Here is a 15,884-nt window from a genome sequence, read left to right on the forward strand (position 1 = left end):
CTTCGCTTCAGATAACCCATTCCCCGGCGCGCATCAGAGCCTCCGCCTCGCCCTGCGCGCCGATCCCGTCGATATCGACGGAGCCTGAGCCGATCATCCAATCGATATGGATGAGGCTACGATTGGCCCCGGCCTCGACCAGCGCCTCCTCGCTCTTCTCCTCGAAATTGCGGATGCATTTGTTATAGGCCTGGCCGAGGGCGATATGGCAGGCGGCATTCTCGTCGTAGAGCGTGTTGAAGAACAGGATGCCGCTTTGCGAGATCGGCGACGAATGCGGGACGAGCGCCACCTCGCCGAGGCGGGACGCGCCGGCATCGGTCTCCAGCACTTTGCGAAGCACCTCCTCGCCACGCCGCGCCGAGGCCTCGACGATGCGCCCGCCCTCGAAGCGCACGGCGATATCCTCGATCAGCGTGCCCTGGTAGGAGAGCGGCTTGGTGCTGCGCGCCGTCCCTTCTACCCGGCGGGCATGCGGCGTCGTGAAAACCTCCTCCGTCGGGATATTTGGATTGCAGGTGATGCCGTTGCGGGCAACCTCGGAGCCGCCCGCCCATTCATGCTCGTCGGCGAGGCCCACGGTCAGATCCGTGCCCGGCCCCTGGAAGCGGAGTGCGGCGTAGCGCCGCTCGTTGAGGAAGGTCTTGCGGTCGTGCAGGCGCTGGTTGTGCGCATTCCAGGCGGCCACCGGGTCCGCCTGATCGACGCGAGAGGCCGCGAAGATCGCATCCCAGAGCCGCATGACGGCATCGGCCTCCGACAGGTCGGGGAAGACCATGCGCGCCCAGGCGGGGCTCGCGAAGGAGACGATGCTCCAGTTGATATGGAAATCGACGATATGCTGCAGCGCCGGCTGATAGGCGCGGGAGCGGGCGCGGTTGGCGCGGCTGACCTTTTCCGCGTCCTGCCCGGCGAGCAGCGCCGGGTTCTCGCCCGAAATCGCGAGCCGCGCGGCGCCCGCGCCATAGGCTTTCGCCATGCCCTCGAAGAGCCAGGCGGGGGCGGTGTCGAAGCTTTCCGGCGCCGCTTCCTCGAAGCGGGCGAGGGTTGCATCCTCATCCGCATAGAAGGTGGTGACGAGCGAGGCCCCCGCCTTATAGGCGTGGCGGGTGATGCGCCGCGCGAGGGGCAGGCTTTCGAGCGGCGCCGTCATCACCACTTCCTGGCCCGCGCGCAGCCCGAGCCCCACCCGCACCGCGACCTCCGCCAGACGATCGAGCTTGGTTTCGAAATCCATCACACTCTCCCCGTTCACCGGGGCCAAGGTCACCCCCGAAAGGCGGTCCCGGTCAAGAGCGGGGCGCCGTCAGAGATGGATGCCGCCCGCGACCTCGATCCGCTGGCCATTGACCCAGCCGAGATCGGGCGAGAGCAGCGCCGCGATCACCGGCCCGACATCCTCGGGCAGGCCGACCCGGCCGAGCGCAGTCACCTGGGAGATCATGCGATTGACCTCCGGATTGTCCCGCACGATGCCGCCGCTGAAATCGGTCGCGATCGCGCCGGGCGCGACGACATTCACGGCGATGCCGCGTGGCCCGAGTTCGAGCGCCATGTAGCGGGAGAGGGCTTCGACGGCCGCCTTCATGCTGCCGTAGCCGATGCGCCGGGGCATGGCGAAGCGGGCGAGGCCGGAGGAGATGTTCACGATCCGCCCGCCATCGCGCATGAGCGGCAGAAGCGTCTGGGTGAGGAAAAAGACGCCCTTGAAATGCACCTGATAGAGCGCGTCCATCTCGGCTTCGGTCATCTCCAGAAAGCCGGTATTGGAGGAGGTGCCCGCGTTATTGACGAGGAAATCGAACCGCTCGGCGCCGAGCCTGGAGAGGGCGGCGGCGAGTTCAGCCGCGAAGGCCGGGAAGCCCGCGCTCTCGCCGGTATCGAGCGGCAGGGCGATGGCGGGCAGCCCCGCCTCTTCGGTGAGTTGGCAGACGGCTTCCGCCTCCGCTCGGTTTTGGCGATAGGTGAAGATCGAGCGGACGCCGCGCCCGGCAAGGGTGAGGACGGTGTTGCGCCCGATGCCGCGGCTGCCCCCGGTAACCACGGCGATGCGGGCGGGGCCCGATTTGGTTTCGTTCGGCATGAAGCCCTCCTGAAATGAGACGCCGGTTATTATGGGTGCCGGCCAGGGCCGGATGAATGCCGGAAGCCGGCGCGTTCTTGCCTGTTCCTGCTCGGCGGCTATCATGGGCGGGAGAAGGAGCCTCCCCGTGGTTCGAGACCTCGCCGCCGCCCTGGCCCGCTTCACCGCCCGCCAGAGCGGCGAAAGCCCCTACGAGACCGCGATCCCCGGCGTTATCGTGCTGCGCGCGACGGAGCCGCATCCGCCGATATGCCGGATGGCGCAGCCGACGATCTGCATCGTGGCGCAAGGCGCGAAATGGGCGACCTTCGGCGGCAACCGCTACACCTATCGCGCGGGCGAGGCGCTGGTGGTCGGCGTCGATGCCCCCGCGATGGGCCGGGTGACGGAGGCAAGCCCGGAGGAGCCCTGCCTTTGCCTGCTCATCGGGCTCGATCTCGATCTCATGCGCGGCGTCGCCGAGGAACTGGGCAGCGGCGGCGCGCCGCATCAGGGTGTGCCGCGTCAGGCCGGGCCGCGTCAGGCCGGGCCGCGCGGCGTCCTCGTCAGCAACTTCGAAGGCCCGCTTGCGGATTGCGCGCTCCGCATGGTGCGGCTGCTCGATACGCCGGAGGCGATCGGCACGCTCGCCCCCATCATCATGCGGGAAATCTGCTACTGGCTGCTGAGCGGCCCGGATGGCGGCGCGATCGCCCGCATGTGTTGCGCGGCCGGGCCTTCGCAGCAGCTGATGCGGGCGATGCGCCACCTGCGGGAGCATTTCGCCGAAACGCTGCGCATCGCCGATCTCGCCGGCATCGCGCATCTCAGCGTCTCGGCCTTCCATCGCCAATTCAAGGCGCTGACGGGGTTGAGCCCGCTGCAATACCAGAAGCAGATGCGGCTGTTGCGGGCGCGCCAGCTGATGGCGGCCGAGGCGATGACGGCGGCGCAGGCGGCACTCAGCGTCGGCTATGAGAGCGCATCCCAGTTCAGCCGCGATTATGCTCGCCAGTTCGGGCTGCCGCCGAAGCAGGATGCCCGGCGGATCGCCGCCAGCCTGCCGGCGATGGTGGCGCCGGATGCCGCCCCGCCCGGCAGGCGCGCGGCGGTGCCAGCCGCCTTGCCGTCCGCGTGATGGGCCGCGCGGCTCGCTTGCGGTGCCGGCTGACGGCGGGGCCAGGCCCCGCTATGCTGCCGGCATGGACGCGATGACCCTGCTTGCCCCCGACGAAGCCCGGCCCGTGATGGTGGACCATCCGGGCGGCTCCTCCGATCTGCTGCTCACCTGCGATCACGCCGGCCGCGCGATCCCCCGCCGGCTCGGCCAGCTCGGCCTGCCGGATGCCGAGCTTGAGCGCCATATCGCTTATGACATCGGGGCGCGGGCGGTGGCCGAGCAGGTCGCGGATGCCCTGGACGCGACCCTGATCCGGCAGGTCTATTCGCGCCTGGTGATCGACTGCAACCGTGATCCTGGCGTGCCGAGTTCGATCCCCGAGATCAGCGAGACGACGCGCATTCTTGGGAATGAGGGGCTGACAGAGGCAGCACGGCAGGCCCGTATCGCCGAGATCTTCACCCCGTATCATGCGGCGATCGCTGCGACGCTCGATGCGCGGGCGGAAGCCGGGCGGGTGACCGCGCTCATCTCCGTCCACAGCTTCACCCCGGTCTTCAAAGGCACCGCGCGGCCCTGGCACGCGGCGGTGCTCTATAACCGCGATGCCCGCCTTTCGCGGCTGCTGAAGGCGCGGCTGGAGGCGGAGGGTGGCCTCGTCGTCGGCGATAACGAGCCCTATTTCGTGAGCGACCTGACGGATTACACCATCCCCGTGCATGCCGAGCGGCGGGGGCTGCCCTATCTCGAAATCGAAATCCGCCAGGATCTGATCGGCAGCGCCGAAGGCCAGCGGGAATGGGCCGGGCGCCTCACCCGCCTGCTTCCCATGGTGTGGCAGGCGTTCCGCGCGGGCGAAGGCTAACCGCCCCGGAGGCTCGGGCCCCGGCTCGGCGCGCCTATGGCTCGCAGCCCGCCTCCCGCAGCAAGTCCGTCACCGCCTCGCCGGGCACCTCGCGGCTGGTGAAAGCCTGGCCGATGCCGCGCAGCAGCACGAAGGCGAGGGCGCCATCCCGCATCTTCTTGTCCCGCCGCATATGGGCGATGAGGCAAGCGGCCGAGAAGCGGCGGTTGAGCATGGCAAGCTCGGAGGGCAGGCCGACCGCGGCCAGGTGGTGGCGGATGCGGGCGGGGAGATCGGGCGGGCAGAGCCCGAGCTTGGCGGAGAGGCCGGCCGCGAGGCCGAGGCCGATCGCCACCGCCTCGCCGTGTAGCAGGCCGCCGCCATAGCCGATCTCGGCTTCCAGCGCATGGCCGAAAGTATGGCCGAGGTTGAGCAGCGCCCGCCCGTCATTGGGCTTTTCCTCTCGCTCGTCATCGCCCACTACGCTCGCCTTGAAGGCGCAGGCACGGCGGATGGCCTCGGCCTGGGCCTGGGCATCGCCACTGACCACGGCTGCGCCATGCGCCTCGCACCAGGCATAGAACTCCGCATCGCCGATGAGCCCGGCCTTGACGATCTCGGCATAGCCCGCGCGGAGTTCCCGCACCGGCAGGCTCGCCAGCACATCGGTATCGGCCAGCACCATGCGCGGCTGGTGGAAGGCACCGATGAGGTTCTTGCCGTGGCGGCTGTTGATGCCGGTCTTGCCGCCGACGCTCGAATCGACCTGGGCGAGCAGCGTGGTCGGCACCTGCACGAAGGGCAGGCCGCGCAGCGTCGCCGCGGCGGCAAAGCCCGCGAGATCGCCCACCACCCCGCCGCCCAAGGCGATGATGGTGGTGCGGCGCTCCACCCCCTGGTCGAGCAGCGCGGTGACGAGGCCGGACCAGCCCTCGATCGATTTGCTCGCCTCCCCAGGCGGCAGGATGACCTGCCCGGTCGTGAAGCCGGCTTCGGCGAGCCCGGCTTCGAGTGCGGCGAGATGCAACGGCGCGACATGCGCATCGGTCACGATGACGGCGCGGCGCTGAGGCAGCACGGTGCCGAGAAGGGCGCCGGCACGGGCGAGCAGGCCGGGGCCGATCACCACCTCGTAGCCGCGTTCGGCGAGCGCCACCGGCACGCGGAGCGGCGGGGCGTGGCGGGCGATGCGCTCGGCCAGGCGGGCGGCCATGCTGTCCACGGGTTCGTCACGGGAATCGATCACGATATCGGCCTCGGCATAGACGGGGTGGCGGAGCGTCATCAGCCGCTCCAGGACGGTGGCGGGGTCGCCGGCATTGAGCAAGGGCCGGTGGCTGCGGCCGGCCACGCGCTTGAGGAGTAGGGGCAGGCTGGCGCGCAGCCAGATGGAGAGGCCATGGTCGCGGATCACGGCCCGCGTCTCGGCATCCATGAAGGCGCCACCGCCGGTCGCCAGGACCACGCGGGGGCCGGAGAGCAGGCGGCGGATCACCCGCCGCTCGACATCGCGGAAGGCCGGCTCGCCGAATCGCTCGAAGATCTCGCTGATGCTCTGCCCCGCCGCCTGTTCGATCTCGTGATCGGCATCGACGAAGGGCAGGCCGAGAAGGGCGGCGAGGCGCCGGCCGACGGCGGTTTTCCCCGCGCCCATGAGGCCCACGAGCACGATGCTGCGGGGCGGGGGCAGGGGCAGGGCGCCGGGCGCGGAGGCTGGATCGTCGATATTGCGCGTCATCGGCCGAGGCATTAGCACAGCCGCATCACTCACGGGCAGGCCACCGGATGCGCAGCTTCCTCCTCATTCTCGTTATCCTCTTGCTGGTCGTGGCGGGTGGCGGATTCGTCGCCCTCGGCATGTTCCCGCTGCCCCTGCATCAGACGCAGGTGCACCAGATGCTGCCGACCCCCACCGCCGCCCAGGGCTGAGCGCGGGCGCCCGGCGATGGAGCGGTCGCTGGAGGCGTTTCTCGAAATGATGGCCGCCGAGCGGGGGGCGGCGCCGAACACGCTCGCCGCCTATCGCCGCGATCTCGAGGATCTCGCGGCCTTCCTGGCCGCCCGCGGCAGCGATGCGCGGGGCTGCGCCAAGGCCGATCTCAGCGCCTATCTGGTGAGCCTCGCCGAGGCCGGGCTTTCCCCCCGCACCCAGGCCCGCCGGCTGGCGAGCCTGCGTGGCTTCTTCACCTTTCTGCTGCGCGAGGGGCTGCGGCCGGACCATCCCGCCCGCCTGCTCTCGGCGCCGCGCAGCGCGCCCGCCTTGCCGAAGAACCTGACCGAGCGGGAGGTGGATGGGCTGCTCACCAGCGCCGCGGCGGCGGCGGTGGAGGGGCTCACCGGGCTGATGATGCAGGCGGGGCTCGAAATCCTCTATGCCAGCGGTCTTCGCATCTCCGAGATGCTGGCGCTGCCCGCCCAGGCGCTGACCGCGGACGCCGAGATGCTGATGGTGCGCGGCAAGGGTGGGCGGGATCGGCTGGTGCCGCTCTCGGCCGCGGCCCGGGCGGCGGCAGCCGCCTATCGCGGCGCGCGGTCAGGGGCGAAGGCGCCGCCCTCGCGCTGGCTCTTTCCGGGCCGCGACCCGCGCCAGGCGCTCACCCGCCAGGCCTTCTTCCTGCAGCTCAAGCGGCTCGCGGCCAAGGCCGGGATCGATCCCGCCCGCGTCTCCCCCCATGTGCTGCGCCATTCCTTCGCCTCGCATCTGCTGGGGCGGGGGGCGGATCTGCGCAGCATCCAGATGCTGCTCGGCCATGCCGATATCGCGACGACGGAGATCTATACCCACCTGCTCTCGGAGCGCCTGCAGAAGCTGGTGGAGGAGCGGCATCCGCTGGCCCTTGCGCATCAGGGGGAGGAGACGCCGGGGGGCTGAGGGTCGGCCGCTCTCCCGCCGCATCCGGCCGCACCGCTCGGGCGTTAGGGAAGAGACGCTCCCGGAGCTGCCCGATGAGACTTCTCTCCCTGCTCGGCCTCGCCTTCGCGCTCTCGGGCCTCGCGGCCTGCGCCCGCCAGCCGGTGACGGCCTTCGCCGGCCGCACGCCGCCCTTTCGCGTGCAGGATTTCTACGCCGGCCACTCCAGGGGCTACGGCTTCTTCTTCGACCGCGACGGCAATGTCGTGAAGCAGTTCACGGCCGATGAGAACGGCACCTGGGATGGCCATGTGCTGCATCTGCACGAGCATTACGTCTTCTCCGACGGCAAGACCCAGGATCGGGACTGGACCTTCACCCGCGCGGCGGATGGCAGCTGGATCGGCCGCACGCCCGAGGTGGTGGGCGTCGCCCGTGGGCAGACCTCGGGCAATGCCTTCCGCATGCACTATGTGTTCGACCTGACCAAGAGCGGATCGCCCCATACCCTGACCTTCGACGACTGGCAGTGGATGGTCGCGCCGAAGGTGATGATGAACCGCGCCTGGGGCAGCAAGCTCGGCGTCACCCTGGGCGAGATCGAGGCGGTCTTCATCCACGATTGAAGGCGGGCGCGCGGTGCAGGCCGGCCAGCCGATCCCCCAGGCCGCGGACCATGCGGCGGCCCGGCACCTCGATGAAGTGATGGAGTGCGAAGGCGGTCACGCCGAGGCTCGCGATGAGGAAGCCGGCGGAAAGGCTCTGCGCGACGAGCGGCGGCATGGCCATCGGCAGATGCCGGATCTCCCAATGCACGAGGCCGATCCAGACATTGTGGATGACATAGAGGGTGTAGCTCAGCACGCCGAGTTCGAAGACCGGACGCCAGGCGAAGAGGCGGGCGAGTGGCCCGCGATCGCAGGCGAGCGCGAGGACCAGGGCGGGGAAGGCGGGATAGATCGCCTGATCGGGCCAGCGCAGCAGCAGGCCAAGGGCGATCCAGCCGAGCGCCGCCCAAGCGAGGCCGCGCGCGGCGAAGCGCCGGACGGAGCCCAGGGTATAAAGCCGGTAGGTCAGCAGGCCGAGGGTGAAGCCGCCGAGGCAGCGGATGAGCGGGATGAGGGTGCGCCCATCATAGGCATCGAGCGCGCCGTTATGGTGCAGCCCGTCGGTCGCGGTCAGCATGCTCGCCAGCAGCACGAGGCCGATCGCGCCGGCGAGCGCGAGGAGCGCCTGCCAGCGGGCGCGAAAGAGGATCGCGCCGACCACGAAGGGAAAGACGAAATAGGCGCCCCATTCGGTGCTGATCGACCAGGTGGGCGTGGTCGCCGCCTTGGCCAGCCCCCAGGACTGGACCATGACGATATTGGCGAGCACATCCTTCAGCGGATGCGGCAAGGTGAGGGCGAACCAGCCATCCGGCACCTGCAGGCTGTGATAGACCGCGAGCGAATAGGCCAGCCGCAAGGCGAAGAAGGTGATGTAGAGCGGATAGAGCCGGGCGACGCGGCGGGCGAGGAAGGTGAGATAGGCGGGCGCGCCCACCCCTTCGCGGAACATCTGCCCATAGGTCAGCGCCATGACGAAGCCGCTGAGGACGAAGAAGACATCGACGGCGAGATAGCCGCGCCCAACCAAGGGGCTGAGGCCGATCGGGAAATCGGAAGCGGGATAGATGTGATAGGCGATGACGATGACGGCGGCGATGCCGCGCAGGCCGGTCAAGGCCTCGATCTCGTCTCGCCCGGCGGGGGTGATCCGATCGTCCCGGATGCGGGACGTGGTCTGCTTCTCCAGGGTCGTGCTCATGGGGCAGAGGTGGGCAGCGCGGCGAAGGCGGCAGGGCTCGGCGCACGATCCTGTGATCGGATGGCTCGGCAGCTTAGGTCAACTCGGCGCGAGGGCCCGCCGCACCTCGCCGGCCGCGCCTCGCCGGCTGCACACGGCAGACGCCCGCTCCAACGAGAGGAGCCGGCAAGCGGAAGGCGCTATCCGGCCGGCATCGGCCAGGGGGTCAGGACGGGAGTTTGAGCCAGGGCCCGCCGACCTGGTTGCGCCCGGCGCGCTTGGCGAGGTGCATGCCCTTCTCCGCCGAGTCGAGGATGCGGCTCGGCTCGTCACAGGGCACGATGCCGGTGACGCCGATGCTCACCGTCATCCGGATCAGCTTGGTGCCGACCATGAAAGGAAAGGTGGCGACGGCGACGCGCAGCCGCTCGGCCACCAGGATAGCATCCTGCATGACGAGCCCGTTGAGCAGCACGCCGAATTCCTCGCCGCCCATGCGCGCCAGCAAGTCGCCATCGCGCAAGGCGGCGGCGAGGCAGCGGCTCAGGTCATGCAGCAGCCGATCCCCCACCTCATGGCCGTATTGCTCGTTGAAATCCTGGAACAGGTCGATGTCGATCATCAGGAAGCTCGCCCGCACCTCCTCCTGATCGCAGAGCGCGGCCAGCGCCGCGTCCATCCGCTCGCGATTGGCAAGCCCGGTCAGCGGATCGACGAAGGCGGAACTCCGCTCGCCCTGCGCCTTCTGCAGAACTTCGTGCAGGTAGAGGCGGCGCGCCCCCCGCTCCAACCCATGCAGGGCGGTGAGGGCGAGCAGCGTGAGGATGATCTGGCAGGCGAGCGGAAGGAGGGCGAGGTTCCACGGCAGGGGGAGGACGCCGAGGAGTATGGCGGCATAGAGGACGAGGCTCGCCCCGCTCAGCGCAGCGGCGCGGCGAACGGGCAGCAGCAGCAGCAGCGGGAGAAAGGTCGTGCCCAGCGTCGCGAGCGCCAGAGCATCGACCCCAGGCCTCTCGCCGCCCCAGACGAGGCTGAGGCTGACGGCGAGGGCAAAGGCGAGGCCCAGGGCGAAGGCCGCCCCCTCGCGCCGCTGTTGCGGAATGGTGGAGCCGAAGAAGCGCCGCAGCCCGGCGGTGAGGGCAGCGAGCGCCAGGCAGGTGACGAGGAGCGGCATCCAGGCCGCCGCGCCGGAGACGAGGAGCCCGACGAGGATGACGAGCAGCGAAGCCGCGGCCCAGCCGATCATGGACAGCTTGCGCAGCTGGGCCGAACGCGCTTCCGCCCAATCCTGCTGGTAGCGGCTTTCGAGGAAGGGCGGGAAGGTGAGATCCAGCCGGCTCTCCCGCAGTTCGGCTTCGACGGCGGCGGTGAAGCTGCCGTGCAGGTTCGGCTGATCAGCCCCATCACTCCACATGCACGACGGCTCCCGGCTCCTGAACGGCCTGTCGCGCGACGCGGCAGGTCCGATCAAAGACTTACCTCGGCAGGTCTTGTTTTTTCGTTAGCGAGGCGAACGCATTAACCAAATGGCAATTATATGCGCCGCCGGATGGATGCGTGCGGCGAATGACCCCGCTCGCGACCTTCCCTCGCTCCGCCGGGCGGGCTTAAAGCAGGACGAGATCGTCGCGATGGATCAGTTCGTCCCGGCCGCGCCAGCCGAGCAGAGCCTCGATCTCCTCAGACCGGTGGCCGGCGATGAGGCGGGCATCCTCGGCACCATAGGCCGAAAGGCCGCGCGCCATTTCCACCCCCTCGGGGCTCAGCACACGCACGGCATCGCCGCGGGCGAAATCGCCCGAGACGGCGCGCACCCCCGCCGGCAGAAGCGAGCGGCCGGCGGCGAGGGCCCGCGCCGCCCCGGCATCGACGGTGAGGCTGCCGAGCGGGGCGAGGCTGCCGGCAATCCAGCGCTTGCGGGCGGAGCGGCCGTCTTCCCGCGGCAGAAACCAGGTGCAGGCCGCCCCGTCCATCAGGGCGCGCAGCGGATGCGGGCGGTGGCCGAGGGCGATCGCCATGGCGCAGCCGGCATTGGTCGCGATCCGCGCGGCGACGAGCTTGGTGCGCATGCCGCCCGATGAATAGCCGGGCGGCGGCTCGCCGCCCATGGCGTCGATTTCCGGTGTCATCACCGGCACCACCGGAATATGCGCGGCTTGCGGGTTGCGGCGCGGATCGGCGGTATAGAGCCCGTCGATATCGGAGAGCAGGACGAGTTGATCGGCCTCGACCATTTCGGCGACGCGCGCGGCCAGCCGGTCATTGTCCCCGAAGCGGATTTCGGCGGTCGCCACCGTGTCGTTCTCGTTGATCACCGGGACGCAGCCGAGGCCGAGCAGGGTCGCGAGCGTCGCGCGCGCATTGAGATAGCGGCGCCGATCCTCGCTATCCTCGATCGTCAGCAGAAGCTGGGCCGCCGTGATCCCCTGGGCGGACAGCGCCTCCGTCCAGGCCTGGGCGAGGCGGATCTGGCCGACGGCGGCGGCCGCCTGCTTTTCCTCGAGCTTGAGGCGCGGTTGGGTGAGGCCCAAGCTGCGGCGGGCGAGGGCGATGGCACCCGAGGAGACGAGGATGACTTCGGTGCCCTGGCGGCGCAGCGCGGCGACATCCTCCGCCACCTGGTCGAGCCAGGCCTGCCGCGGCGTCGCCGCCGCCTGATCGACGACGAGGGCGGAGCCGAGCTTGACGACGAGGCGCCGGGCGGCGCCGAGGCGCGGCAGGATCACGCCTCCTGCCCGCGGCCGCCGCCGGCCGTCTCCGAACGGCTCTCCGAGCGGGTTTCAGCCTCGGCCCGGCGCCCCTGAGCCGCCTGCCGCTCGGCCCGCGCCGCGTTCACGATCTCCATCAGCGCGCGGAGGATCTCCGGCACGCCCTGGCGGGAGACGCCGGAAGCGACGAAGACCGGCGCGCCGGAGGCGCGGGCGAGGGCCGTGCGGCGGGCGGAAAGCTCGCGCGGGCTCATCGCATCGGCCTTGTTGAGCACCAGGATCTCGGGCTTGGAGGCGAGGCCGCCGCCATAGGCTTCCAGCTCACCGCGGATGGTGCGCCAGGCATCCACCACATTGCCGGCCGCGCCATCGACGAGATGCAGCAGTGCCGCGCACCGCTCGACATGGCCGAGGAACCGATCCCCGAGCCCCACGCCCTCATGCGCGCCTTCGATGAGGCCCGGAATATCGGCGAGGATGAATTCCTCATATTCGGTCGGCCGTACCACGCCGAGCTGGGGCACCAGCGTGGTGAAAGGATAGTCGGCGATCTTCGGCCGCGCGGCCGAGACGACCGAGAGGAAGGTGGATTTGCCGGCGTTCGGCAGGCCCACGAGCCCGATATCGGCGATGAGCTTGAGGCGCAGCCAGACCCAGCGCTCCTCCCCCGGCCAGCCCTTATCCGCCCGGCGCGGCGCGCGGTTGGTGCTGCTCTTGAACATGGCATTGCCATGCCCGCCATCGCCGCCGCGGCAGAGCACGACGCGGCTGTCCGGCCGATCGAGATCGGCGAGCAGGGTCTCGCGGTCATCGTCGAGGATTTCGGTGCCGACGGGGACGCGGATGGTGATCGAGGGGGCATCGCGGCCGGTGCGGTCCGAGCCCGCGCCATTGCCGCCCTTCGGCGCCTTGAAATGCTGCGTATAGCGGAAGTCGATCAGGGTATTGAGATCGGGCGAGGCTTCGAAAATGATATCGCCGCCACGGCCGCCATTGCCGCCATCCGGGCCGCCGAACTCGATGTATTTTTCCCGGCGGAAGGCGACCACGCCATCCCCGCCATCGCCGGAACGGACATAGATCTTGGCCTGGTCGAGGAACTTCATCGGGGCAGCACCGGTCTCAAAAAAATAAAGGGGCCAGCGGAAAGCCGGCCCCTTGGCAGTCTCTGGGGCGGGCCGCAGGGCGGCCCGCGAAAAGGCTCGGGGCCTTGCTTACTCGGCGGCCTGCGGCAGCGGCGTCACCGACACATGCACGCGGTCTGCCTTGGTCTCGAACTGCACGCGGCCATCGATCAGCGCGAAGATCGTGTGGTCCTTGCCGAGCCCGACATTCTGGCCGGGCTTCATCTTGGTCCCGCGCTGGCGGATGATGATATTACCGGCGACGACGCTCTCGCCACCGAACTTCTTGACGCCGAGGCGGCGGCCGGCGGTATCGCGGCCGTTGCGGGACGAGCCGCCTGCTTTCTTATGTGCCATCTCTCAATCTCCTACGGAAAGCGGGGCTCAGGCCGCGACGATATCGGCGATGCGCAGCACGGTCACGTGCTGGCGGTGGCCGTTCTTGCGGCGGCTGTTCTGCCGGCGGCGCTTCTTGAAGATAATGATCTTGTCGAGCCGGTCCTGCGCGACGACCGTGGCCGTCACGCTCGCGCCCGCCACCAGCGGCGCGCCGACCTGGGCGGCGATGCCTTCGCCGCCGACCGCGAGCACTTCGCTGAAGGTGATGGTCTGGCCGGCCTCGGCCTCCAACTTCTCGACCTTCACGATGGCGTTCGGTTGAACGCGGTATTGCTTTCCGCCCGTGCGGATCACTGCAAACATCAGTCTCTCACTTTCATGCTGCACCCTCGTTGGGGCGGCTTCTTTTTATGAGGCAGGCGGTGGACGCAGGAACACCCGCGCGGCCTTTGCCAGCGGGCGGGGTCTATCCAGCAGCGGCGGCGGTGTCAATCTGATTACAGGTCAAGGGCTTTGCGAGCAAAGCGGGGCAGGGGCGCTCAGGCTTGAGGAGCGGTCGCGCGGAGGGCCCGCTGGCCGTAGGGGATGAGCACCAGCAGCGCCGCAATCGGCAGCAGCAGGCCGAAATCGCCGAGGTAGCGCCCGCCGATACCGGCAATCACCGCGCCGATGAGGAAGGAGAGCAGCGTCAGCAGCATGCGGAGCGCCTGCCGTTCCAGAATGACCTTCTCGCTCTTCGTGTGGCGAATCGAGGGGAAACGGCAGGCGAAGGCCACGATATCGCTCAGCACCTGGGTGAGGTTGCCGGTCATCACCGTCGTCGGCGGCAGGTTGTTCAGAACGAGCCGCATGAGCGTATTTTGCAGCGCCATGGCGAGCACGACGAGCGTGCCGGTGACGATATTGCCCAGGCTGTTGGCATGCGAGGCATTGGCCAAGGCCAAGGCCGAGACCATGGTGAGCAAGAGCAGCCCAGCTTCGAGCAGCAGGGCCGGCAGGAAGGGATCGCGCTCATGCTCCGCCAGAATGCCGATCATCCAGGCGGAAGCGACCACGCCGACACAGAAGACCGGCAAGGCCGCGACGAACATCAAGACGTCGTAGTGATTATGCGCGAGATAGATCGCGAGGAAAATGAGGTTGCCGGTGATATGGGCCGGCAATAGGCCCGAGAGCCGCGTGAAACCATAGACGTCGATGAACCCGGCCACGAAGCCGAGGCCGACAACGAAGGCGTTATGGTCAAATTTGCGCATCGAGCCTCAGCCAGGCAGGACTGGTATGTATATATGTTTATATCTGGTCGAGGTCATCCCTCCTTGAGCACGCGGAGCCCGGCGAAGCTTTGCACCACCGGCATGATCTCGATGGTGTTGACGTTGAAATGCGCCGGCAGGCTGATGACCCAGCGCACTGTCTCGGCCACGTCCTCGGAGGTCAGCGGCGTCGTATTGGCATAGACGTTCGCGGCCTTGGCCGGATCGCCGAAGCGCACGGTGGAAAACTCCGTGCCGGCGACGAGCCCCGGCTCGATATTGGTGACGCGCAGCCGCGTGCCGGCGAGATCGGCGCGGAGGTTGAGCGAGAACTGGCGCACGAAGGCCTTGGTGCCGCCATAGACATTGCCGCCGGCATAGGGCCAGGTGCCGGCGACGGAGCCCATATTCACCACATGCCCGCGGTCCCGCGCCACCATGCCGGGGAGGACGGCGCGGGTGACGTAGGTGAGGCCTTTCACATTGGTATCGATCATCCGCTCCCAGTTTTCGAGAGAGGCGCTCTGCGCCGGGTCGAGGCCGAGGGCGAGGCCGGCATTGTTCACCAGCACGTCGATCTCCGCCCAGTCGGCGGGCAGGCCGTCGATCGCGGCGAAGACGGCTTCCTTGTCCGTCACGTCGAGGGCGAGCGGCAGGACGCGATCCCGCCCGAGTTCCTCGGCGAGGGCCTCGAGCCGCTCCGCCCGCCGGGCGGTGGCGATGATGCGATGGCCGAGCGGGGCGAGGAGGCGGGCGATATCGGCGCCGAAGCCGGCACTGGCGCCGGTGATGAAGACGATCATGGGCTGAGCCTCTCCTGTGCGGGCGGCGGCGCGCCCGAGGATGGGCGCGCGGAGGCCGCGATGGCCCCTTATCCGGCAGATCGGCCGCCCCAGGCAATGCGCGCCGCGCCTGCCGGCATGCAGGGCGCGCGTGCGGTGGCGGGCTGCCGCCCTTCCGCCGCCTGATCGCCGTTTGGTGACGCGCCTGCGGGTACGGCGGGTGTTGCGGCGGAGCAGGGGCATCCTCAGCTTGAGCGCAAGGCCGCGGGGGGCACTGCCGTTCCGCGCCGCCGCAAAGGGTGCAATCCCCAAAGGAGACCACAGCATGAGCATCAGCCATCAGAAGATCGCCGCCCTGGTGACGGACGGTTTCGAGGAAGTGGAACTGACCGGCCCGGTCGAGGTGCTGCGCGCCGCGGGGGCGACCGTCACCGTCGTCTCTCCCAAATCGGGCGAGCTCCAGGGCATGAACCATGACAAGAAGGCCGGCCGCATCCGCGCCGACGTGCCGCTTTCCGGCACCACGCCCGATGCCTATGACGCGCTCCTGCTGCCGGGCGGCGTCGCCAACCCCGACTATCTGCGGGTGGACGAGGCGGCGGTTGCCTTCGTGCAGCATTTCGTGACCGCGCAGAAGCCGATCGCCGCGATCTGCCACGGGCCTTGGACGCTGATCGAGGCCGACGGCGTGAAGGGCAAGCGCATGACCTCCTGGCCCTCCCTCAAGACCGATCTCCGCAATGCCGGCGCCGAATGGGTGGATGAGGAAGCGGTGACGGACGGGCTGTTGGTGACGGCCCGCAAGCCTGACGATATCCCCGCCTTCTCCCGCGCCTTCGTCGATCTCCTGGAACAGGCGGGCGAGGCGGGTGGCAGAGAGGGCGGCCAGAGGGCGGGGCAGCGCCGCGCCTCCTGAGCCGGCCCGGCGCGCGGGTTTCGGCGCGCGGCTGCCATGGGGCGAAGGCCCTGGAGCGGCGGCGGTGCTCCCGCGTTCGGTCCTCACCATGCTA

At 69.3% G+C, this 15,884-nt stretch carries 17 protein-coding genes; 6 read left to right on the forward strand and 11 right to left on the reverse strand.

Features of this window, described 5'->3' with window-relative positions; genetic code table 11:
- Positions 1–7: 7 nt before the first annotated feature.
- The gene (locus ACYQ7X_RS12445; RefSeq protein WP_459697355.1) at positions 8–1,237 is read right to left on the reverse strand and encodes an aminopeptidase; all 1,230 of its coding nucleotides are present in this window, start codon (positions 1,235–1,237) and stop codon (positions 8–10) included.
- Positions 1,238–1,306: 69 nt separating this feature from the next.
- Positions 1,307–2,083 carry an SDR family NAD(P)-dependent oxidoreductase gene (locus ACYQ7X_RS12450; RefSeq protein ID WP_459697356.1) on the reverse strand — a complete coding sequence of 259 codons (777 nt, stop codon included), beginning with the start codon at positions 2,081–2,083 and terminating at the stop codon, positions 1,307–1,309.
- Positions 2,084–2,210: 127 nt separating this feature from the next.
- Here ACYQ7X_RS12450 and ACYQ7X_RS12455 point away from each other — a divergent pair, with 127 nt between their 5' ends.
- Positions 2,211–3,200 (forward strand): AraC family transcriptional regulator, encoded by a 990-nt coding sequence (locus ACYQ7X_RS12455; RefSeq protein WP_459697358.1) that lies wholly within the window; start codon positions 2,211–2,213, stop codon positions 3,198–3,200.
- 64 nt (positions 3,201–3,264) lie between these two features.
- The gene (locus tag ACYQ7X_RS12460; RefSeq protein WP_459697359.1) at positions 3,265–4,047 is read left to right on the forward strand and encodes an N-formylglutamate amidohydrolase; all 783 of its coding nucleotides are present in this window, start codon (positions 3,265–3,267) and stop codon (positions 4,045–4,047) included.
- Between the two features lie 34 nt (positions 4,048–4,081).
- Here ACYQ7X_RS12460 and aroB read toward each other — a convergent pair whose 3' ends face one another.
- Complete coding sequence (aroB, locus tag ACYQ7X_RS12465) at positions 4,082–5,764, reverse strand: 3-dehydroquinate synthase (protein WP_459697360.1); 1,683 nt, start codon at positions 5,762–5,764, stop codon at positions 4,082–4,084.
- A 47-nt stretch (positions 5,765–5,811) separates the two neighbouring features.
- On the opposite strand from aroB, the gene ACYQ7X_RS12470 reads away from it, so the two are divergent.
- The 3 genes from ACYQ7X_RS12470 (at position 5,812) to ACYQ7X_RS12480 (ending at position 7,503) form a co-directional block, all read left to right on the forward strand.
- Positions 5,812–5,955: a hypothetical protein gene (locus ACYQ7X_RS12470; RefSeq protein ID WP_459697361.1), complete on the forward strand. Its 144-nt coding sequence runs from the start codon at positions 5,812–5,814 to the stop codon at positions 5,953–5,955.
- A 16-nt stretch (positions 5,956–5,971) separates the two neighbouring features.
- Complete coding sequence (locus ACYQ7X_RS12475) at positions 5,972–6,898, forward strand: tyrosine recombinase (RefSeq protein WP_459697362.1); 927 nt, start codon at positions 5,972–5,974, stop codon at positions 6,896–6,898.
- Positions 6,899–6,972: 74 nt separating this feature from the next.
- Entirely contained in the window at positions 6,973–7,503 is a 531-nt protein-coding gene (locus ACYQ7X_RS12480) for a DUF3833 family protein (protein ID WP_459697363.1), read from the forward strand.
- Here the strand turns inward: ACYQ7X_RS12480 and ACYQ7X_RS12485 are convergent.
- From ACYQ7X_RS12485 to ACYQ7X_RS12520, 8 genes are all read right to left on the reverse strand, one after another.
- Entirely contained in the window at positions 7,490–8,686 is a 1,197-nt protein-coding gene (locus tag ACYQ7X_RS12485) for an acyltransferase family protein (protein WP_459697364.1), read from the reverse strand. The genes ACYQ7X_RS12480 and ACYQ7X_RS12485 overlap by 14 nt on opposite strands.
- A 205-nt stretch (positions 8,687–8,891) precedes the next feature.
- Positions 8,892–10,079, reverse strand: a complete 1,188-nt coding sequence (locus ACYQ7X_RS12490) for a GGDEF domain-containing protein (protein WP_459697365.1) — start codon at positions 10,077–10,079, stop codon at positions 8,892–8,894.
- 193 nt (positions 10,080–10,272) lie between these two features.
- Positions 10,273–11,391 carry a glutamate 5-kinase gene (gene proB / locus ACYQ7X_RS12495; RefSeq protein WP_459697366.1) on the reverse strand — a complete coding sequence of 373 codons (1,119 nt, stop codon included), beginning with the start codon at positions 11,389–11,391 and terminating at the stop codon, positions 10,273–10,275.
- A complete protein-coding gene (gene obgE / locus ACYQ7X_RS12500; RefSeq protein ID WP_459697367.1) occupies positions 11,388–12,479 on the reverse strand; it encodes a GTPase ObgE in 1,092 nt (363 codons plus the stop codon). Before obgE ends, proB begins: the two co-directional genes overlap by 4 nt.
- Positions 12,480–12,587: 108 nt before the next feature.
- Positions 12,588–12,854 (reverse strand): 50S ribosomal protein L27, encoded by a 267-nt coding sequence (gene rpmA, locus ACYQ7X_RS12505; RefSeq protein ID WP_459697368.1) that lies wholly within the window; start codon positions 12,852–12,854, stop codon positions 12,588–12,590.
- Positions 12,855–12,881: 27 nt separating this feature from the next.
- The gene (gene rplU / locus ACYQ7X_RS12510; RefSeq protein ID WP_459697398.1) at positions 12,882–13,199 is read right to left on the reverse strand and encodes a 50S ribosomal protein L21; all 318 of its coding nucleotides are present in this window, start codon (positions 13,197–13,199) and stop codon (positions 12,882–12,884) included.
- A gap of 176 nt (positions 13,200–13,375) precedes the next feature.
- Complete coding sequence (locus ACYQ7X_RS12515) at positions 13,376–14,092, reverse strand: YoaK family protein (RefSeq protein ID WP_459697369.1); 717 nt, start codon at positions 14,090–14,092, stop codon at positions 13,376–13,378.
- 53 nt (positions 14,093–14,145) lie between these two features.
- Positions 14,146–14,895: an SDR family oxidoreductase gene (locus ACYQ7X_RS12520; RefSeq protein ID WP_459697370.1), complete on the reverse strand. Its 750-nt coding sequence runs from the start codon at positions 14,893–14,895 to the stop codon at positions 14,146–14,148.
- 304 nt (positions 14,896–15,199) lie between these two features.
- Here ACYQ7X_RS12520 and ACYQ7X_RS12525 point away from each other — a divergent pair, with 304 nt between their 5' ends.
- Positions 15,200–15,790 carry a type 1 glutamine amidotransferase domain-containing protein gene (locus ACYQ7X_RS12525; RefSeq protein WP_459697371.1) on the forward strand — a complete coding sequence of 197 codons (591 nt, stop codon included), beginning with the start codon at positions 15,200–15,202 and terminating at the stop codon, positions 15,788–15,790.
- The last annotated feature ends 94 nt before the right edge of the window (positions 15,791–15,884 follow it).

Source organism: Acidisoma sp. C75 (assembly GCF_054665095.1).